This window comes from Methylobacter sp., from assembly GCF_023227905.1.
Classification (GTDB): Bacteria; Pseudomonadota; Gammaproteobacteria; order Methylococcales; family Methylomonadaceae; genus Methylobacter_A.
Genome location: NZ_JALOCF010000003.1, coordinates 85,431 through 105,035 on the forward strand (window position 1 = coordinate 85,431; position 19,605 = coordinate 105,035).

Consider the following 19,605-nt stretch of genomic DNA (forward strand, 5'->3'; position numbering starts at 1 on the left):
ACCTTTCGCCTTTTGCCTTTCGCCTTTTGCCTTTAGTTTTGAACCTATGAAAATTTCCTCTCTTTTCCGTAAAGAAGTCTTGGCGATGTCCGCCTATAAAGTTGCAGATGCCACGGGTTTGGTCAAACTGGATGCCATGGAAAACCCCTACAGTTGGCCTGAAGACATTAAAGCGAAATGGCTGGAAGCGTTGAAAGACTGCCCGCTGAACCGCTATCCCGACCCTGAAGCCGGGCATCTGACTGCGACCATTAAACGCTTGAATCAAATACCCGACCAGTTCGATGTACTGCTGGGCAATGGTTCCGATGAAATCATTCAATTGCTGTTAATGGCGCTGCCTTCGAATGCCTCGGTGCTGACGCCCGACCCCGGTTTTGTGATGTATAAACAGTTGAGTCTGTGCCTGGGGCTGGACTACCATGCCATTCCGTTGCTTGCAGACAGCTTTGACCTGGATTTGCCGGCCATGCTGGATGCAATAGAAAAGCATCAGCCTTCGGTCATTTTTCTGGCTTATCCCAATAACCCGACCGGAAATTTATTTTCCGAAGCGTCCATCCGGAAAATCATAAAAGCCGCCAAAGGTTTGGTGGTAATTGACGAAGCCTATGCGCCTTTTGCCGACGCCAGCTTTATCGACAGCCTGGGGCAATATGACAACCTGTTGGTCATGCGCACCGTATCGAAACTGGGACTGGCGGGATTACGCCTCGGTTATATCGCCGGCATGCCGGATATCATTGAACAACTCCATAAGATTCGCCTGCCCTACAATATTAATAGCCTCACGCAAATCAGCGCGGATTTTGCCTTGTCCAACAAAGCCTTGTTTGACCAACAAACCCAGCAGATTTGCGCTGAACGGTCGGTTGTTTTTAACCGGTTAAATGCACTAGACGGCATCACCGTCTATCCCAGCGCGGCCAATTTCATTCTGTTTAGAACCCCCGAAAATCGGGCCACCGAAATCTTCGCGTCAATAAAACAACAGGGTGTTTTAATTAAGAATCTCAGCCCGCAAGGAGGCTTGCTGGCCGATTGTCTGCGGGTAACTGTAGGCAAACCGGAAGAAAATGAGGCATTTCTTGCCGCCTTATCAAGGAGCCTGGCCGCTTCATAGTTGGAATAACCATCTTATCAAGTCACCAAACAGACCATTTATATGTAAATATTTAACAACCCCAGCGTGGTTGCACAACAAACAATCTGCCGCAATATCATAGACTTGTGACTTACATAACTATACCCAATCATCAGCGGCACATAACAAACACCAAAACCAGCGGCATAAGCACTTCAAATCTTACAAGCTCTAATGGTATATTGGTGAAGTAAATAATGCGCTCGTAAGAAGCGCAGACTTAATCAGGAGAGTTCTATAATGAATGATAAAGGCGTCGATCAATCCAAACGCCAGTTTCTAACCACGGCTTTGACAGTGGTTGGCGCAGTCGGCACAGGCTATTTGGCTGTTCCTTTTCTTGCTCAGATGCAACCCAGCGTTAAGGCCATGGCGGCTGGCGCTCCTGTTGAAGTTGACCTCAGCAAAATGGAACCCGGCCAGTTAATCAGGGTCGCGTGGCGAGGCAAACCGGTCTGGATACTTAACAGAACCTCCGAGGTTCTTGAAACGCTAAAAACGCTGGACAATGAGCTAAGAGATCCTCTTTCCAACGAATCCCTACAACCTGAGTCCAGCAAAAACCCGGTGCGCTCTATTAAGCCGGAAATCTTTGTGGCCGTGGGTTTATGCACACACTTGGGCTGCTCTCCCACGTTTCGTCCTGAAATAGCTCCCAATGATCTTGGCGAAAAGTGGAAAGGCGGATTTTTCTGTCCGTGCCATGGCTCCTGGTTTGATCTGGCAGGTCGCGTTTATCGCGGCGTACCGGCACCGACTAACCTGGAAATCCCCCCTTACCGCTATATTACCGATACCCAGCTAATTATTGGCGAAGAGGAAGCAAGCGCATGAAACGTAGCCGCATAACTGAATGTAACGATTGGTTTTTGGAGCGCTTTCCGCTAACCAAACTCTGGAATGAGCACATGGCGCATTATTACGCGCCGAAAAACTTCAATTTCTGGTATTTCTTCGGTTCACTGGCTTTGCTGGTGCTGGTTAACCAGATACTGACCGGTATATTTTTAACCATGAACTACAAGCCGGATGCCAAACTGGCGTTCGACTCCGTCGAGTACATCATGCGCGATGTGAACTGGGGCTGGTTGATTCGCTACATGCACTCGACCGGTTCATCGGCATTTTTCATCGTTGTGTATCTGCACATGTTCAGGGGCTTGCTTTACGGTTCATTCAAGCATCCTCGCGAACTGATATGGATCTTCGGAATGCTGTTGTTTGTCGCCTTAATGGCCGAAGCTTTCATGGGCTATCTGCTGCCTTGGGGACAAATGTCCTACTGGGGCGCACAGGTTATTATTTCGCTGTTCAGCGCCATTCCTGTTATCGGCGACGACTTGTCGCTCTGGCTTAGGGGCGACTATGTTGTCTCCGATGCAACCCTGAACCGATTCTTTGCTTTCCATGTTATTGCAGTGCCGTTGGCATTGGTCATGCTGGTTTTCCTGCATATCGTGGCATTGCATGAAGTCGGCTCAAACAATCCTGACGGCATTGAAATCAAGGATTCCAAAGACCCGTGGGGCCATCCTGTCGACGGCATTCCTTTCCATCCTTACTACACAGTCAAAGATTTGGTCGGCGTGGGCGTCTTTATGTTGTTTTTCGCCACGGTTATTTTTTACATGCCGGAAATGGGCGGTTATTTTCTTGAGCACGCGAATTTCATCCCTGCCGATCCGATGAAAACTCCGGAACATATTGCTCCAGTCTGGTACTTCACGCCTTTCTATGCCATTTTAAGAGCGATTCCCGACAAATTTGCCGGGGTTATCGGCATGGGCGGTGCGATAGTCGTGCTGTTCCTGTTACCTTGGTTAGACCGTAGTCCGGTCAAATCAATTCGTTATCGCGGCGGTATTTACAAAAAAGCCTTGGGCCTGTTTGTGATCAGTTTCCTGGCGCTGGGTTACTTGGGTACGCAGCCGGCAACTCCGACAGCCACTATATTTGCACGACTTTTTACTGCGGTTTATTTCGGATTTTTCCTGTTAATGCCTCTGTATACCCGCTGGGAAAAAACCAAGCCGGTGCCAAGGCGTTTAACCCCAGTGCATAGTCTTGAAGAGCAATTGCCCGCGTTAATTGAGGAAATTACTGTCTTAAAGCCAGTATCTACCGAAATTGGCGATACTGCTTTTAAAAGCTCTTTTTTTACCAGAACTCCTAATCCCGAAGGCATAAGAAACGTTATCAGTCGATTAGCAAAAAAAGCAAAAGGGAGTCTGGATTAATATGAAAAATTTAATAGCTTTACTTTTATTGTTATCACTGTCTTTTGGGGTTGCCGCCTCGGAAGACATTGAGCTGCAAGATGCGCATGTTGATCTTTCCAATAATGCTTCATTGCAACGGGGGGCGAAACACTTCGTCACTTACTGTCTTGGCTGCCATTCAGCCAAGCATATCCGTTACTTGCGCATCGCCCTTGATACCGATATGGATCAAAAAAAGATGTTGCAGGACATTGCGCCGGAAGGAGCCAACATTTACGATCAATTGCACAGTGCCATGAACGCGCATGATGCGGAAAAATGGTTCGGTACTCAACCGCCTGACTTGTCGTTAATTGCCAGATCGCGTGGTGCGGATTGGCTGTATAGCTATTTAAAAAGCTACTATATTGATCCTAAAAGCCCCAGGGGAGTGAATAACCTGGTTTTCAAGGATACTGCTATGCCTAACCCGCTCTGGCAATTGCAGGGTGAACAGTATGCAGAGCATCAAAAAAATATATGGGGTGATGAATATACCAAGTTAGTTCTTATGGAACCGGGTACCTTGTCCGAAGGAGAATTTGATATTTTCGTCAATGACCTGGTTAATTTCCTGGTGTATGTCGGCGAACCGGTCCAATTGGAAAGACATCGTCTCGGAAAATATGTGTTATTTTTTATCTTTATGTTTTTAATCCTAGCTTATTTGTTAAAGAAAGAATATTGGAAGAACATCCATTAATTCTTGAGAGCGAGAAAGTCAGTTGGGTTAAGGCGCTCCAGCCTTAATCCAACACATTAATGCAATAATTCTTAGATTCCGCTGACAATCATCAGCACACCTCTTCTGCTCCAGCATCGCCCAAGCGCTCACTGTCGGCGCCCTCTATCTCTCCACATAATCGCAATCTAGCCTACAAGTACAACGGTAAATAAAAAACTTGCTAACCTGTTATAATGTGCTTTTTTTACTGCCCTACACGTCTTAAAGAGGTTGTTATTCGTGACAAATGTTAATACTCGTAAATCTGTAATGACGCTTTTCTCATCTCCAACTTGCGCGATGAGCCACTGCGCCCGTTTTGTTTTACACGAGAAAGGAGTTGTCGCAGACATTGAATATTATGACCCGACAGTCCCACCTGAAGATTTACTTGAACTAAACCCTACCGGCACATCACCCACATTGATTGAACGCGACCTGGTTCTCTATGATTCACGCATCATCATGGAATATCTCGACGAACGTTTTCCGCACCCGCCTTTGCATCAGATGGATCCGGTATCACGGGCAAATACCAGAATGCTGATCAAGCGTATCGACCAGGACTGGTACCAGTTATTGGACGAAATTTTATTTTCCGGCGAGAAAAAATCTGCCCGCTCGAAGAAAATGCTTAGAGAAGGCATATTATCTGCAGCGCCTATTTTTGCCGCCAGACCCTATTTTATGAGTGATGAATTCTCACTAATTGATTGCGTTATCGCGCCTTTATTATGGCGTTTGCCCAGCATAGGCATTGACGTATCAACCCCAAATGAAGTAATCACTAATTATTCCCAGCGCATGTTCAGCAGGCCTGCATTCAAGCGCAGCCTGAGCGATGCTGAAAAAGAAATGATCGAACCTTTAAAGTAAACCCTAGCAAATGACTTCTCTAAAGCCCTATTTAATTCGTTCAATCTATGAATGGATTATTGATAACAACCTAACACCGCATCTTCTTGTGGATGCCGAACATACCAGCGCAATCTTGCCGCAAGATTTTATTGAAGACGGAAAAATTGTTTTAAATATTAGGCCGGCAGCAATACAGGGACTTTCTCTCGGCAACGAGGAAATTGAATTTAATGCCCGTTTTGGCGGAAAACCCATGCATATTGTCACGCCGATAACCGCCGTGTTGGCAATCTACGCTAAAGAAAACGGCAAAGGCATGATTTTCGATCAAGAAGAGCATGATGATGACGATGAGCCGCCGCCGGCAAAAAAACCAGCAGCCAAGCCAAATTTACGTATCGTAAAGTAACAGTGATTTGCTATGTTCAGAGAAAGGGCAGACCGGACATAGCAATCGCTTAGCCTCATATACTGTCTACAAGCCCTCCTTAGACTTAGACCTACTCCCTCTGGCGCGTCAAAATAAACTTGTATTTTACATACTTGCGCACAGCCTTTAACTTTTTGTTATCAGTTAATCTTTTTAGTTGTATAGTGAAGCTCTATCTGAAGGACAGACGAAGCTCTTTTAATCGTCTGCCAATAGATAGCCACAGATAGCCTAACCCTATCCCAAGAGAGGTGAATCATGAGCTCACTATACCAATCACTTATCCTATCCTTCTTTCTGTCCGCTCTTTTAGCCTTGCCTGTATCGGCGGCCGATGTAGCAGCCGGAGAACAAAAAGCCGCCACTTGTGCCGGCTGTCATGGCCCAAAAGGCGTCAGTAACAATGTGCAATGGCCCAACTTGGCAGCGCAGCAATCGGCCTACACCGTCAACCAGCTCAAAGCATTCAAAAGCGGAAGCCGCGTTAATCCAATGATGCAACCGATGGCAGCCAACCTAACCGATGACGACATCAACAACCTTGCCGCTTATTTTTCCGGACAGCAACCTGCTAAAGTCGGTGGAGATCCTGCGTTGGCAAAAGCGGGCGAAGCCAAAGCCGCTATGTGCCAAGGCTGCCATGGCGCCGCTGCCGCCGGTAACGGCCAGTTTCCAAGGCTTGCAGGACAGCACCCCGACTACATTGCGCAACAATTAAAAGCTTTCAAGGACGGTTCACGCAAAAGCGGACCGATGCAGGCTATTGTCGCCAACCTGTCCGAAGACGACTTTAAAGCATTAGCGGCTTATTTTGGATCGTTATAAGAACTCAGGAAACAATATGAAAGTCAGTAAATACTTTTTAATTCCGGCCGCTGCTTTGGCCCTATCCGTATCCGGAGCGGCTATTGCAAAGCAACCGAATAACCACGGCAATAAATACAATGATAGATCCGGCTCTGATTCCAGCTTACTGAACAGCAATAAACAGTCAGAAACCGGCGACAGCTTCCGCGGCAAGGACAGAGCCGATGAACGACAAGAAATTAACGATTCCAGAGATCATGATAATTTCGGTAACGCTAATAAACCGGAAAAACAGCCGCGAAACAAGCGCTAACATAAGCTGCTGAATTCTGATTTCTAAAAGGCGGTCCGTACCGCCTTTTTTATATCTGTTATTTTCCGGTGCCCTGTACGTCGCAAAAGGGCTCATAATCGATATTGTTGCCGTTCCGCCGGGCTTGCCGAATCCAAAATACAAAGAGATAAAGATTTCATGTCGCACGCGGATGGCAAGATCAAGCCCTGTATTCATAACTGCTCAATCTCAGCGCGAATCAGTCTGAAAATTTGCATTAGCACAAAGGCGTCAGACAGGATATGACGCGTTGTTTTAGATACCTATCCCCATCCAACAGCAAATGCTTTATCATTAGCGCATTAAAAATTAAAGCCCCAAGGGCTACCTATAAAAGTAATGAGCCACAATTCAGAAGCTAATCCCGACCGCAATTTATCCCTGATCTTCCTGTTTGCTGCGACCTTGTTTACCAGTGCATCGCTGATGTTCGTGCTGCAACCCTTGTTCGGAAAGATATTATTACCTTTGCTTGGCGGTTCGCCGGCAGTCTGGAACACCTGCATGGTGTTTTACCAGAGCATTTTATTTCTGGGTTATCTTTATGCGCACTACCTGTCTACGCGCTACAACCAGCACCGGCAAATCCTGATCCATACATCGCTGATACTGATCAGCTTTTTGGCACTGCCTTTAGCCTTGCCGGAAAACACCGTGCCGCCAACAGACAGCAATCCTACATTCTGGTTGCTATGGACATTATTTCTTGCTATCGGCCTGCCCTTTTTCGTAGTGTCCACAACCGCGCCGCTGATTCAAAAATGGTTCGCCAATGTCGGCCATCATACCAGCCACGACCCTTATTACCTGTATGCGGCCAGCAATACCGGCAGCCTGATTGCGCTGCTGAGTTACCCATTCTTGCTCGAACCCAATGTCGGACTGGCTAACCAGAAAAGTTACTGGAGCGTCGGCTACCTGATCCTTTGCCTGCTGATTGCAGGCTGCGCTTTTGTATTATGGAAAAGCCGGCAAACAACCGGGCAGCAAGAGGATGTAGATTCAGCTGACGACGAAAACAATCTCAGCCTTGCCACCAAATTACACTGGCTGGCACTGGCCTTCGTACCGTCCAGCCTGTTACTGGGCCTGACTAACTTCATCAGCACCGATATTGCCTCGGTGCCGTTACTGTGGATTATCCCGTTAACGCTGTATTTGCTGTCCTTTGTTATCGTTTTCTCCAAATGGAACGACAAAATCCATCCGTTAATGGTCAAGCTGCAACCGATATTCCTGTTGCCGTTTATCGCCTACGCATTTATTAACCCGGCGGATCTGCCTTATTGGGCCTACCTGATTTTGCACCTGTTCGCTTTTTTCTTTGCGGTGATGGTCTGCCACGGGGAGTTGGCAAAACTCAGGCCGCATACCCGGCATTTAACCACCTTCTACCTGATCATGTCGTTTGCAGGCATGCTAGGCGGCATGTTCAACACTTTTGTTGCGCCGTTTGCGTTCAATGCCGTGTATGAATACCCGATCATGATTGTTGCCGCATTAATGCTGCGGCCAGGGCGGATGACCCGTAAGAGCGCGTTAGCGAATTCACTCTGGCCGCAAATAATAATCCCTGCCCTGCTGGTCATTGCCGGGATTATTCTCCATGCAAACGTCGATAATTTACTCCAGTATTTCGATGCCATCGTCATCAGCCTGATCGGCTTAACTGTGCTAACCTATCTGCTCAGGGCGCGACCGGTCGGCTTTGCTTTAACGACCGGCGCGATTATCTTCCTTGCGCTCGGCTTGCATGGCATGTCTTCTCATACACTGTATCAAGAACGCACCTTTTTTGGCGTACTGGCCGTGCGTGAAGCCGTGTTGACCGATGAACAAGGCAAGCCCGAAAGCTATCATGAACTGTTCCATGGCACCACAAAACACGGCGCGCAGCGTCTCGCCGCAAACTTAAGCCAAATACCGTTGACCTATTACAGTCGTCCGGGGCCGATGGGGCAGTTGTTTAAGGAATACGACAATAACGATCAAGACTGGAATATCGGCGTGGTCGGATTGGGCGCCGGCGCATTAGCCTGTTATGCCAAAGACCGGCAAAACTGGACACTGTACGAAATCGATCCGCTGGTGGTAGACATTGCCAGCAACCCCGCCTATTTCAGCTACCTGAGCCAATGCGCCCGCAACGCCGCAATGCGTATCGGCGATGCCCGTTTATCGCTGGAAAAAGAGCCGGATCAGCACTTTGATTTATTAGTCATGGATGCATTCAGTTCCGACTCGGTACCGACCCACCTGCTGACCAAGGAAGCGCTGGAACTTTATTTCAAAAAACTCAAACCGGGCGGCATACTGGCATTCCATATGACCAACCGTCACTTGTCGCTGAAAAAAGTATTATCGATTAATGCGGAAGCCTTGCATTTGGCTTCGTTGATTCAGGAATTCAAACCGCAGCAGGATATTCCGCTGGTTGTCGCGACCGACTGGGTGGTCATGGCAAAGCAAGCCGAAACGCTGGAACCGTTGCGCCTAAGCCGTCTCGGCAAATGGCAAAAAATGCCGTTATATTTTGATATGCAGCCTTGGACGGATGACTTCACCAATATCGTCAGTATTTGGAAGTAAGGATGTTTCAATGCCTCAGAGTGTATCTTGAACAGCTTCTGAGACTTTGATTTACGGTAAAGCCTTACGCTTTATGGTCGCTTAATTTTAAACGCCTGGTTTTGATATTCAGCGACAAAGCCGTCCGGCAGGATTTCCTTAAGCAGCATCGCATCTTTTATTTGCTGTCCCGGCTTATATTTGACCATATCGACCATCACAAAGCGTTCTTCCGGGGACTGCGAATAAACAAAAACATTAATTGTGAATTTCGGCACTTTCTGACGAAATTCAAAAGGCAAGTCACTTAAGAAAGGGATACCTTTTGTTACAGGCATTATTTCAGGCTCATCCGCTTGAACTTCAACGGCAGGAGCGCTTTGTATCTGCGGCTCGGAATTGTCGAAAATAGCAGCTTGCTTAATGGCTTCAACTGCCGGTTTTTTGGTGACAACCGGCTTAACCGGTAACGGTGCCGGCTTTTCCCTATCAATTAATTCCGCAATAGAGGTTATTTCCGGTTCCGCATTCTGTGCCGATCTTTCCGGCTGAGTAGGCTCAGTAACCGCTTTTGGTTCAGGCTTTGCAGCCTGTGACGATGTAGGGGGCAAAATAGCTGATACTGTTGTGCCCGGCGTCGACATCAAGTTATTTCGCACAAACCAAACAATGCCGGTAATAACCACCACATTCGCGATAAAAAGAAACACCAACAATTTCGTCGCCTTGCTGCGGTTTTGCGGCGGCTGAGCGAGCAGGATTTTGTCAGTTACATTCTCAGACTGAAGCGCCTGTCTTTCCTGTTCTGATTTACGTAAGGCATTTAGAATAAAAGACATGATTAATCGCTTATTTCTAAGTGTGGAAGATTAAGTGCATGCGCTATATTTTTAAGATGAGGCATGGTCTTGTCGCCTACCCTGCCGTCTTCCGGCAATTGGCGCTGGCGCTGAAAATCCATAACGCGAGCGACTAACTTATCATCATAAAAACGCGGCTGCTGTACTGCTTCAGTTTTTCTGTCAATCGTATTTAACAGATAGCGCAGCCATAACACATCATCCGACGTCTGATGGGGGCGTATCATTTTGGCATCCGGAATTGGCGGCGGCTCCACTATTAAATAATAGCCGTCCCAATACTTCAATACATCCGCTACCGGAAAAGTCGCATTATCTTTAAAACGAATTATGGATTGATTTTGGCCTAATCCGGTAAGTAAGGCGTAGAACTTTTCTCCACTGGACAATGAGAACTCCAGAATAGCCGGATGATTAACTGCCAGCATATCTTTCCAGTTGGCTTTACCGAATGCACAGCGTAGTCCTGTTGTCTCCACATAATGGCAATCCACCTGATGACTCTCAGGAACAGGCTTGTCCCAAAGTTTTAGCGTGCTGATTAAAGCGGCGTTTAACGAATAAGCTGGATTATTGATCCAGTCATGAAACGTTTTTGGCTTAGCGACAGGCGCGGCATTAAATTTTTCAATAAGAAGCGGTTCTTTTTGAGCCGGCTGCAAGAGTTGGCTAATGATCTCGGGTTTTATCTGGATGGCAGCGGAGACTGTTGGCACATTCACTATGACTGGATTGCCGGCTTTGTGCCAATAAATTTTAAAATAACTACCGGCAGCAATACAGCCCAAAAACAGCACAGCTAATGATGCGGTCAGGTAAGACGATCTTTTATCGGCAAGCGCCAGTGTTTCATTGGCGGCAGCGCTAACGATGGCCGGTGTGACAACATGAGCATTGCTTGAGTAGGCTCCAAGCAAAGCCCGGTCACAGAGGATATTGATCATTCTGGGTATGCCGGAGGAAAGCTTGTAAACCTTGCGTATCGCGCTGTCTTTAAAAATGTCCGGGCGGCCATTGCAAACCGTCAACCGATGCTGGATATAAGCTCGAGTTTCATTAAGCGATAAAGGCAACAAATGATAGCGGGCGGTAATGCGCTGATTCAACTGGCGCAAATCCTGCCGCTTAAGCGATTCCTTCAATTCAGGTTGACCGACCAGAATAATCTGCAATAATTTTGTCTTGTTGGTTTCCAGGTTGGTCAACAGACGAATTTGTTCCAACACTTCCATGCTTAAATTCTGCGCTTCATCAATCAGCAAAACCGTCCGCCTGCCGTTGGCATGGCCGGTCAGCAAATGCTGGTTTAAAAGATCGATCAGGCTTTTTAACGAGTGCTGGTTTTTGTCATAGATAAGCCCCAATTCATCGCAGATGGTCGCCAGCAATTCGACTGCATTCAGCTTGGGATTTAATATCAAGGCAATATCAACATCTTCCGGTATGGCTTGTAAAAGACAGTGGCAAAGCGTTGTTTTGCCGGTGCCCACTTCTCCGGTTAAAGCAACAAAGCCCCCGCCGAAATTAATGCCGTAAAGAAGATGAGCCAGACCTTCCTGATGCCGCGGACTCATATAAATGAAGTGCGGATCGGTCGCGATGGAAAACGGTGATTCGCTGAAATGGAAGTATTGGTTGTACAAGATTATGAGATTCTTTAGTCAAGAAAAATTGAAGTCATTGTAGCTTACAACAAAAACAAGGCCTGAATGTTAAATGAACTGGGTAGCGCAAAATAACTTGTGCGTAAAAGTATTAATTTTTCGGCATTAATCGTCATTACCGAATGGCTTAGCAGGCAAAGCCAGCTGACCAGATTGTGGCTGGGTCAAGTAGAGCAGATCAATTAGCTGTTTTCTATAAGTACAAATACCTGTTTATCTATAAAAGCATTTTTATGCAATTGAATAAGGGTGTTGTTGCATCTTGCCGCATTAGAGCGCAATGGTGTTGATAGCAACTTTCCCATGAAAAATAAAACACACTTTCAAAACGTCTTGCTCAACCTATCTTATAAAAATCCTTATACCACTCAACAAATTTCCTAACCCCATCCTCCAACGAGGTTGCGGGCTTGTACCCAAGATCGTGCACTAAATCCGAAACATCGGCATAGGTATCGGGCACGTCTCCCGGCTGCATCGGCAACAAGTTCTTGATCGCCTCCTTGCCTAGATATTTTTCCAATGTTTCTATGAAAGTCAGTAAATGCACGGGATTGTTGTTGCCGATGTTGTAGATGCGATATGGGGCAAAGCTGGTCGCCGGGTCGGGGGTTTCGCTTGACCAATCGGCATTGGCTTGAGCCGGTTGATCGATAACCCGGATCACGCCTTCGACGATGTCGTCTATATAAGTAAAATCACGGCGGTGATTGCCGTAATTGAACACGTCGATCGGTTTTCCTTCGCTGATATTACGGGCAAACAAAATCGGCGACATATCCGGCCTGCCCCACGGGCCGTAAACGGTAAAAAACCGTAAGCCGGTGGTCGGTAACTTATAAAGATGGCTGTAGGTATGGGCCATGAGTTCATTGGCTTTCTTGCTGGCCGCATACAGGGAAACCGGATGATCGACATTGTCATGGACGGAAAACGGCATTTTGGTGTTCGCGCCATAAACCGAGCTGGACGAGGCATAGGCTAAATGCTCGACGGCATGATGCCTGCATCCTTCCAGTATGTTGATGAAACCGACGATGTTGGAGTCGATATAAGCATGAGGGTTGGTTATTGAATAGCGAACGCCGGCTTGAGCCGCCAGGTGCATGACCCGTTGGAACTGCTCACCGGCAAACAGCGCTGCTACGGCCGCTCTGTCGGCTATATCCAGCTTGATAAATTTAAAGCGGTCAAAATCTTGCAGCTGTTCCAGCCGCGCCAGCTTCAGATTGACATCGTAATAATCGTTAAGGTTGTCTATGCCGACAATTTCGTCGCCCCGCTCCAGCAACTTCAGGCTGAGGGCCGAACCTATAAAACCTGCGGCTCCTGTTACCAATAATTTCAAAACTTTTTCTCCATTTCCTCAAATATTCCGAGCTACGTTTTACGCTCTTGACTCATCATCGTGAAAAACGACCGACTTATACGACCAAAGCAAGCTTTGGGCTCCAAGCTGCGCTGATGCCAAAATTCAGCGCTGGCAAAATCTGAACTGCGTAGCAATGCCCGAAGACGTGCACCGGCATACTATTTATTCTCGGTTTTAGACTGCCCCTGAGCAGTCGCTACAATACGCCGGCTGCCGCCCTGATTGCGATGTTCGCACAGATAGATGCCTTGCCAGATGCCTAAATTAAGCTTGCCATTGGTGATCGGAAGGGTGCAGCTGGAGCCCAGCAAACTGTTTTTTATATGAGCAGGCATGTCATCTTCGCCTTCGTAGCCATGCTTATAATAAGGCGCGCCTTCCGGCACAAACCGGTTAAAGTGGCTTTCCATATCCTGGCGCACGGTCGGATCGGCATTCTCGTTAACCGTTAGCGATGCCGATGTATGCTTGATAAAGAGGTGCAGCAGTCCGCATTGTATAGCGGCCAATTCCGGAATAGCGTTCAGGACTTCACCGGTGACCAAGTGAAATCCCCTGCTTTTTGCTGATAATGAAAACTCTTTTTGTATCCACATTAACAAAACCTGCTGTATGACTTTAGATGCCGCATCAAACGTCACCTTGAAGATGAAAAAAGCTTTTTAATATTTTTACTTACCACGAAGAGCACAGAGGGCACGAAGTTTTCAATATATTGAATTAATAAATTATTTTCTTCGTGTCCTTCGTGTTCTCTGTGGTAAATAACTTTTTCAGCCTGACTTGGGTAATACTTTCACAGTTTCTTACCCTAGTGGTTCAATGACCGTGCCAGACGATGCAAAGCTTCACTGCCGTGATTGAACAACGGCCAGCCGTCGCCGGTCAAAACGGCTTTAATATCAGGCAAATCGGCAATGCGTTTGACGGATTGAACGGCCTTGCTTTTATCCATCAGTTTATCGACCGGCAACATGCATAATTCACCGCCGATATGGCAACGTATTAAGTCGCCGGTTATCAAGGTGCTGTGCTCCAAAAGCAGCGCCAATTCCCCAGGTGTTTTAGAGCCGTTGAGCTGGTATGCAATCAAGCCGGGAACGATTTCTTCATGATCGTGAATCCAGCGAGCGCATGACAAAGGAAACGTTTCTTCCTCAGCCGCCGGGCCATAAATCGCTGCGCCGGTAACCTCGGCTATACGCTCGGCATCACGGCAGTGATCGCTATTGGTAATCACGATAAACCCTACCCCGCCCAGGCTTTGCAAGTGACTGTGATCATGTTCGGACATCGGTAAAGGGTCGATTAAAACGTTACCGTCGTCACGCACCCAAAGCACGCTATGAAAATCCAAATTGCGCTCCGGATTAAACTCCGACCAGCCAAACAGGTCCTTTCTGTGTAATTGTTTCATTGCCAACCTCCTGAGTTAATAATTTTACATCCTGTTTTTACGATCCTCTGCGACGATTGCCGCTAACCGATTCATCAATCCAGCTGACTATAGATTGTGTCCATTATTCAAAAATATCAAGCTAAAAGACAAGATCAATCGGTGCTGCCGTAAAAATATCCGCTGAAGTTGCAATACTCGTAGTCTTACTTAGTTTTTTTTGTATAATCAAATTCATTTCAAAATTATTACCTAAATAATGCAGACTCCTTTTAAGACCATCGGCATAATAAGCAAGCCCAGCGATCCCAGTATCGCCATATCCTTAAATGCCCTGCATGCTTTTTTAAAAGAATATCAATATACGGTTATTGTCGCTAAAGACAGCGCTCATTTCATTAACAATCCGTTTGTTAAATCCTGCCCGATAGACTCGCTGGCCCAACATTGCGATCTGGTTATCGCCGTGGGCGGCGACGGCACTTTCCTTGCGGCCGCCCGCGCTATCGTCGAATACGACATTCCATTGATCGGCATCAATTTAGGGCGGTTGGGGTTTTTGGTGGACATCTCGCCTACCGAGCTGAGCGATAAACTGCTGCGTATTCTTCAAGGTCATTACACTGAGGAAAAACGCTATTTATTGCGCACCAAGATTATCCGTGACGGCCAAGTTATCCACGAAGAAACCGCCGTCAATGAAGTGGTGGTGCATCGTTGGGTAACGCCCAGCATGATAGAAATTATCACCAAAATCGATAACGTGTTTTTAAATTCGCAACGCTCCGACGGCTTGATTATTTCCACGCCGACCGGATCAACCGCTTATTCCCTGTCTGCCGGCGGACCGATTTTACATCCGGCATTAAATGCCCTGGTATTGGTGCCGCTTAATCCCCATACCCTGTCGAATCGGCCTATTGTGATCAACGATTCGGTTGAAATTGAAATAAGCTTTTGCCAGACCAAGCAAATTAACGCGCTAGTGACCTGCGATCATATTGAAATTCCTGCTGTATTGATTAGCGACAAGATTTTGATTAAAAAAGAACCCAAACCGATTAGAATCTTGCATCCGGAAGGCCATGATTTCTTCTATATTCTTAGGAATAAATTAAACTGGAGCAGCGGTTACCACACCGAAAATCATGTTATTGAACCTTAATATCATCGACCTTGCCGTCGTTAAATCATTAGACCTCGACCTGGAAAAAGGCATGTCGGTACTGACCGGCGAAACCGGAGCCGGCAAGTCTATTTTATTGACCGCTCTGGGGTTGGCGCTGGGCGACCGGGCCGATTCGGGCTATGTACGGCCTAATTGCAAACGCGCCGAGATTAACCTGGAATTCGATTTGGCCGATGCGCCATCAGCGCAACAATGGCTTAAGGACAATGAGCTGGATGCCGAACAGCAATGCCTGATCCGACGCATTGTAAGTTCTGACGGCCGCTCCAAAGCCTACATCAACAACCGCCCGGTCACCTTGCAGGCCTTGCAGGAACTCAGCGAAAAGCTGGTCGAGATTCACGGTCAACATGCGCATTTGAGACTGCTAAATGCTGACGAGCAACGCCGCTTGTTGGATGCCTACGCAAAAAACCAACCCCTGCTGGACAGCGTCAACGCCTGTTACCGGGAGTGGCACCAGACCAGCAAGGAGCTGACTGCCCTGATTAAATCCAGCGTTGATCAAACCGAACGCGAAGAATTACTGCACTACCAGCTTGAAGAACTGCAACAGCTGGACCTGGCAAATTTCAGTTACGACGCTATTTCCGAAGAGCATAGTAAGCTAGCCAATCTGGGCCAGATTTTAAGCACCGGTCAAGCCCAGGTCGATCTGCTTTATGAAAGCGACCAACAATCGGTCAACCAAATGCTGAACCACTGCCTGGCCGAATTGAACCACATTGCCCAATTTGCGCCCGAATTGAACGAAATCTGCACCATGCTTTCCGAGGCGCAGATCCAGGTTGAAGAAGCCTCCTTTCAGTTACGCCGTTTCCTTGAGTCGCAAGAGGCCGATCCACAACGTCTGGAGGCGCTGGAAAACCAGATCGGCATTATCCAAAGCCTGAGCCGCAAGCATCACGTTACTCCTGATGAATTGCCTGAACTAGTCGGCAAGCTTGAAAACGAACTCGACGGGCTGGCCCACAGCAGCGAGCGTATCGAAGCCTTAACGGCCAGAGCCGCACAGTTGCTTGCCCAATACCATGAACTGGCCGCACAGCTATCCGGGCAACGCAAACTTAGCGGCAAGAAGCTGCAACAGCAGATTTCAGCGATGATCAAGGAGCTGGGCATGCCGCAAGGCGAGTTTCTGGTCGATATTGCCGCGTCGGATAGCGAAACCCCGAAACTGAACGGCAAAGATAAAATCGAATTCCTGGTCAGCGCCAATCCGGGCCTGCCCGCAAAACCTCTGGCTAAAGTGGCTTCAGGCGGCGAATTGTCGCGCATCAGCCTGGCGATTCAAGTCACCACGTCCAGTGATAAAACCACCCCGACCATGATTTTTGATGAGGTAGACTCAGGCATAGGTGGAGGCATTGCCGAAATCGTCGGGCAGAAACTGCGCAGCTTAAGCCATAACCGGCAAGTCATGTGCGTCACTCACCTTCCACAAGTCGCTGCACAAGCGCATCACCATCTCTACGTTGAAAAAAACAACCGAAGCGATATGACTTCTTCCAATGTCCGCTTACTGGAAACGGAAGAGCGTGTTGAAGAAATTGCCAGAATGCTCGGCGGTGTCAATATCACCGCCAACACGCTGGCGCACGCCAAAGAAATGTTGTTTCAATCCCATTCCGGCCTATAGCCGGAAAATATAACTACACGGAACTAAATACCATGAACAGATTTCCAGCAGAATGGGAAAAACAATCCGCCGTATTAATCGCATGGCCGCATAAAACCGGCGACTTTCGCAATCTTGATGCCGTAGAACAATCCTATAGCGTTATTGCCGAGACTATCAGCCAATACGAAAAATTGCTTATCGTATGCCGGGACGACAGTCATCAGCAGCATATCCAGACCTTACTGGGCAAGAGCGGAAACGTCGACTTCATTCACGCTCACGTGAATGACATCTGGGTCAGGGATACCGTTTTTCTTACCGTTGAAAAAGACGGTGCCAATATGCACATGAACTTTCTTTTCAATGGCTGGGGCGAGAAATACTCGCACCAAAACGACAATGACCTCAATCATAAACTGCTAAACGCCAAACCTTTTAAAGGCGCCAGCCACACTGATGTAGATTTTATTCTGGAAGGCGGCAGCGTCGAAAGCGACGGCATAGACACCATCCTGACCACCAAACAATGCCTGTTAAACCCGAACCGGAACAAAGGCCTGAGCCAGCAGGATATTGAACAGCAATTGCTCAAGCACCTGGGCGCAAAACGGGTATTCTGGCTGGAACAGGAAAACCTGAGCGGCGACGATACCGATGCTCACATTGATACCCTAGCCCGTTTTTGCTCGGCTAATACCATCGCCTACACCAGCTGCGACGATGCCGAAGATCCGCACTACAACAGCCTGAAATTCATGGAATCGCAACTCCAGGCGCTTAGAACCCAGGATGGCGATGTCTATCATCTGGTGCCGCTGCCGTTGCCGCAACCGATTCATGACGAGGACGGCCAGCAACTGCCGGCCAATTATTCCAACTTCTTGATCGTCAACCGCGCCGTGCTGGTACCCGCTTACGGCGACCCGATGGATGCGGTTGCGCAGGAACGCCTGGCCGGCTGCTTCCCGGACCGCAAAATTATTGGCGTTCCTTGCCAACCCTTGGTACATCAGTACGGCAGCCTGCATTGCATGACAATGCAGTTTCCTGAAGGCGCGCTGAGAGCTAACGGTTAATATTCGATACTATTGCGTCTTATGCAGGACACGGTGTCCTGCATAAGACCTTGTAATCAATGGCAACTTCACTAAACTTACCCATTGATTTGAAGCCTTACGAATCTCTAAAACCAATCCCGTCTATGCCAGCCATTAACCGCCTTACAGTCATTGCCCTTATCCTGCTCAGCGTCGGTTGCGCAAGGACTTATCAGGCCCGATATGTCGAAACGTCGCACTTTCTGGACGATTACTCCCTGCTGAAAGACGGCGAAGATGGTGACGCTTTGTTAAGTTTCTGGAAACCCGGCATTAACTGGGCGGCTTATAAAAAAATCATTTTAGAACCTGTCATTAGCAGCAAGCTGCCTGATTCCGATCTCAATAACATGACTCACGCCGATAACCAAAAGCTTAAAGAGCTTTTTGAATACAAGATGCGGGAAGCCTTGAAGAAGAATTTTAAATTGGTCGCTCATCCCGGCCCTAATACGTTACGCGTTCAATTTGCGATCACCGATGCGGAATCGTCGATACTGCTGCTGGATTTGTATACATCCCTCTACCCTTCGGCTCGCGCCTTATCATTGCTTAAAATGTTGGCGACAGGCACTGAATCTTATGTGGGCCAAGCCAGTGTCGAGGGCAAAGTCACCGATTCGCAAACCGGCGAATTACTGATGGCTTCAGCGGATTGCCGGGCGGGCGGCAAAACCATAATGGGCTCTTTCGACAGTTGGGATGACGTTGAACAGGCCTACCAATACTGGGCCAGTCAATTAAATTACCAGCTTTGCACCAAGCAGGGTCATACTGATTGCCCAGAACCCGACTAAACTACGCCACCCAAACCTGCACTTCTAACCAGACCCCATACCATGACTATTAATCCATCGCTGATTCTGTTGTTTGCACTGACCTTCGCGTTACCCGCCCAGGCTAAAATCTATAAATGGACCGATGCCGAGGGAAAATCGCATTTTTCTGCGTCCAAACCCGCTGATCCGGCATCCATAGAAAATCGTAACGACCTTGAAGTAAAATCGCCTCAGCCAACTCCGGCCGATAACAAGGCTCAAACAACAGCGCCGCAAGTCGATCTTTACGTCACCAGCTGGTGCCCTTATTGCAAAAAAGCCATGGCTTTTCTGCGCAAAAACAATATTGCCTTTAATACCTACGATATTGAGCAAGACGCCAGTGCCGCAGCGCGTAAAAAAGACCTCGATCCGGGCTATGGCGGAATCCCGCTGGCTGTCATTAATGGTACGACTATCCGCGGCTTTAGCGAAAGCTCGTATCAACAAGCTCTGGCAAAATAA

General features: G+C 47.7%; 19 protein-coding genes. 14 read left to right on the plus strand and 5 right to left on the minus strand.

Annotated elements, in window-relative coordinates; translation table 11 throughout:
* Nucleotides 1-46 precede the first annotated feature (46 nt).
* The 9 genes from hisC to M0R47_RS01950 all read left to right on the plus strand — a co-directional run bounded on the left by hisC (nt 47) and on the right by M0R47_RS01950 (nt 9,144).
* Nucleotides 47-1,123: a histidinol-phosphate transaminase gene (hisC, locus tag M0R47_RS01910; protein ID WP_292549536.1), complete on the plus strand. Its 1,077-nt coding sequence runs from the start codon at nt 47-49 to the stop codon at nt 1,121-1,123.
* A 261-nt stretch (nt 1,124-1,384) separates the two neighbouring features.
* The gene (petA, locus tag M0R47_RS01915; protein WP_292549539.1) at nt 1,385-1,978 is read left to right on the plus strand and encodes a ubiquinol-cytochrome c reductase iron-sulfur subunit; all 594 of its coding nucleotides are present in this window, start codon (nt 1,385-1,387) and stop codon (nt 1,976-1,978) included.
* Nucleotides 1,975-3,381: a cytochrome bc complex cytochrome b subunit gene (locus tag M0R47_RS01920; RefSeq protein WP_292549541.1), complete on the plus strand. Its 1,407-nt coding sequence runs from the start codon at nt 1,975-1,977 to the stop codon at nt 3,379-3,381. The genes petA and M0R47_RS01920 overlap by 4 nt, the downstream gene beginning before the upstream one ends.
* Before the next feature lies 1 nt (nt 3,382).
* Nucleotides 3,383-4,105 carry a cytochrome c1 gene (locus M0R47_RS01925; protein WP_292549544.1) on the plus strand — a complete coding sequence of 241 codons (723 nt, stop codon included), beginning with the start codon at nt 3,383-3,385 and terminating at the stop codon, nt 4,103-4,105.
* A 291-nt stretch (nt 4,106-4,396) separates the two neighbouring features.
* Nucleotides 4,397-5,002, plus strand: coding sequence for a glutathione S-transferase N-terminal domain-containing protein (locus M0R47_RS01930; RefSeq protein WP_292549725.1), 606 nt, complete (start codon nt 4,397-4,399; stop codon nt 5,000-5,002).
* A gap of 10 nt (nt 5,003-5,012) precedes the next feature.
* Nucleotides 5,013-5,393 (plus strand): ClpXP protease specificity-enhancing factor, encoded by a 381-nt coding sequence (locus M0R47_RS01935; RefSeq protein ID WP_292549547.1) that lies wholly within the window; start codon nt 5,013-5,015, stop codon nt 5,391-5,393.
* 279 nt (nt 5,394-5,672) lie between these two features.
* The gene (locus M0R47_RS01940) at nt 5,673-6,239 is read left to right on the plus strand and encodes a c-type cytochrome (protein WP_292549549.1); all 567 of its coding nucleotides are present in this window, start codon (nt 5,673-5,675) and stop codon (nt 6,237-6,239) included.
* 16 nt (nt 6,240-6,255) lie between these two features.
* Nucleotides 6,256-6,534 (plus strand): hypothetical protein, encoded by a 279-nt coding sequence (locus tag M0R47_RS01945; protein WP_292549552.1) that lies wholly within the window; start codon nt 6,256-6,258, stop codon nt 6,532-6,534.
* Nucleotides 6,535-6,894: 360 nt separating this feature from the next.
* Nucleotides 6,895-9,144, plus strand: coding sequence for a fused MFS/spermidine synthase (locus tag M0R47_RS01950; protein ID WP_292549554.1), 2,250 nt, complete (start codon nt 6,895-6,897; stop codon nt 9,142-9,144).
* Between the two features lie 71 nt (nt 9,145-9,215).
* On the opposite strand, the gene M0R47_RS01955 is transcribed toward M0R47_RS01950, so the two are convergent.
* The 5 genes from M0R47_RS01955 to M0R47_RS01975 form a co-directional block, all read right to left on the minus strand.
* Entirely contained in the window at nt 9,216-9,962 is a 747-nt protein-coding gene (locus tag M0R47_RS01955) for a general secretion pathway protein GspB (RefSeq protein ID WP_292549557.1), read from the minus strand.
* A gap of 2 nt (nt 9,963-9,964) precedes the next feature.
* The gene (locus M0R47_RS01960; protein WP_292549559.1) at nt 9,965-11,626 is read right to left on the minus strand and encodes an ExeA family protein; all 1,662 of its coding nucleotides are present in this window, start codon (nt 11,624-11,626) and stop codon (nt 9,965-9,967) included.
* Nucleotides 11,627-11,984: 358 nt separating this feature from the next.
* A complete protein-coding gene (locus tag M0R47_RS01965; protein ID WP_292549561.1) occupies nt 11,985-12,995 on the minus strand; it encodes an NAD-dependent epimerase in 1,011 nt (336 codons plus the stop codon).
* A 182-nt stretch (nt 12,996-13,177) separates the two neighbouring features.
* Nucleotides 13,178-13,615 (minus strand): secondary thiamine-phosphate synthase enzyme YjbQ, encoded by a 438-nt coding sequence (locus M0R47_RS01970; RefSeq protein ID WP_292549563.1) that lies wholly within the window; start codon nt 13,613-13,615, stop codon nt 13,178-13,180.
* 215 nt (nt 13,616-13,830) lie between these two features.
* Nucleotides 13,831-14,436 carry an MBL fold metallo-hydrolase gene (locus M0R47_RS01975; protein WP_292549565.1) on the minus strand — a complete coding sequence of 202 codons (606 nt, stop codon included), beginning with the start codon at nt 14,434-14,436 and terminating at the stop codon, nt 13,831-13,833.
* A 238-nt stretch (nt 14,437-14,674) separates the two neighbouring features.
* Here M0R47_RS01975 and M0R47_RS01980 point away from each other — a divergent pair, with 238 nt between their 5' ends.
* The 5 genes from M0R47_RS01980 (at nt 14,675) to M0R47_RS02000 (ending at nt 19,605) form a co-directional block, all read left to right on the plus strand.
* On the plus strand, nt 14,675-15,580 hold the full coding sequence (locus M0R47_RS01980; RefSeq protein ID WP_292549567.1) for an NAD(+) kinase: 906 nt from the start codon (nt 14,675-14,677) through the stop codon (nt 15,578-15,580).
* Nucleotides 15,564-17,243, plus strand: coding sequence for a DNA repair protein RecN (recN, locus tag M0R47_RS01985; RefSeq protein WP_292549569.1), 1,680 nt, complete (start codon nt 15,564-15,566; stop codon nt 17,241-17,243). Before M0R47_RS01980 ends, recN begins: the two co-directional genes overlap by 17 nt.
* A gap of 32 nt (nt 17,244-17,275) precedes the next feature.
* Entirely contained in the window at nt 17,276-18,301 is a 1,026-nt protein-coding gene (locus tag M0R47_RS01990; protein ID WP_292549571.1) for an agmatine deiminase family protein, read from the plus strand.
* A 125-nt stretch (nt 18,302-18,426) separates the two neighbouring features.
* Nucleotides 18,427-19,119: a DUF3313 domain-containing protein gene (locus M0R47_RS01995; protein WP_292549574.1), complete on the plus strand. Its 693-nt coding sequence runs from the start codon at nt 18,427-18,429 to the stop codon at nt 19,117-19,119.
* A 42-nt stretch (nt 19,120-19,161) separates the two neighbouring features.
* Complete coding sequence (locus M0R47_RS02000) at nt 19,162-19,605, plus strand: glutaredoxin family protein (protein ID WP_292549576.1); 444 nt, start codon at nt 19,162-19,164, stop codon at nt 19,603-19,605.

Coding starts and splice junctions, on each gene's coding strand:
- hisC (WP_292549536.1), top strand. CDS start 47: ATGAAAATTTCCTCTCTTTTCCGTAAAGAAGTCTTGGCGATGTCCGCC.
- petA (WP_292549539.1), top strand. CDS start 1,385: ATGAATGATAAAGGCGTCGATCAATCCAAACGCCAGTTTCTAACCACG.
- M0R47_RS01920 (WP_292549541.1), top strand. CDS start 1,975: ATGAAACGTAGCCGCATAACTGAATGTAACGATTGGTTTTTGGAGCGC.
- M0R47_RS01925 (WP_292549544.1), top strand. CDS start 3,383: ATGAAAAATTTAATAGCTTTACTTTTATTGTTATCACTGTCTTTTGGG.
- M0R47_RS01930 (WP_292549725.1), top strand. CDS start 4,397: ATGACGCTTTTCTCATCTCCAACTTGCGCGATGAGCCACTGCGCCCGT.
- M0R47_RS01935 (WP_292549547.1), top strand. CDS start 5,013: ATGACTTCTCTAAAGCCCTATTTAATTCGTTCAATCTATGAATGGATT.
- M0R47_RS01940 (WP_292549549.1), top strand. CDS start 5,673: ATGAGCTCACTATACCAATCACTTATCCTATCCTTCTTTCTGTCCGCT.
- M0R47_RS01945 (WP_292549552.1), top strand. CDS start 6,256: ATGAAAGTCAGTAAATACTTTTTAATTCCGGCCGCTGCTTTGGCCCTA.
- M0R47_RS01950 (WP_292549554.1), top strand. CDS start 6,895: ATGAGCCACAATTCAGAAGCTAATCCCGACCGCAATTTATCCCTGATC.
- M0R47_RS01955 (WP_292549557.1), bottom strand. CDS start 9,962: ATGTCTTTTATTCTAAATGCCTTACGTAAATCAGAACAGGAAAGACAG.
- M0R47_RS01970 (WP_292549563.1), bottom strand. CDS start 13,615: ATGTGGATACAAAAAGAGTTTTCATTATCAGCAAAAAGCAGGGGATTT.
- M0R47_RS01975 (WP_292549565.1), bottom strand. CDS start 14,436: ATGAAACAATTACACAGAAAGGACCTGTTTGGCTGGTCGGAGTTTAAT.
- M0R47_RS01980 (WP_292549567.1), top strand. CDS start 14,675: ATGCAGACTCCTTTTAAGACCATCGGCATAATAAGCAAGCCCAGCGAT.
- recN (WP_292549569.1), top strand. CDS start 15,564: ATGTTATTGAACCTTAATATCATCGACCTTGCCGTCGTTAAATCATTA.
- M0R47_RS01990 (WP_292549571.1), top strand. CDS start 17,276: ATGAACAGATTTCCAGCAGAATGGGAAAAACAATCCGCCGTATTAATC.
- M0R47_RS01995 (WP_292549574.1), top strand. CDS start 18,427: ATGCCAGCCATTAACCGCCTTACAGTCATTGCCCTTATCCTGCTCAGC.
- M0R47_RS02000 (WP_292549576.1), top strand. CDS start 19,162: ATGACTATTAATCCATCGCTGATTCTGTTGTTTGCACTGACCTTCGCG.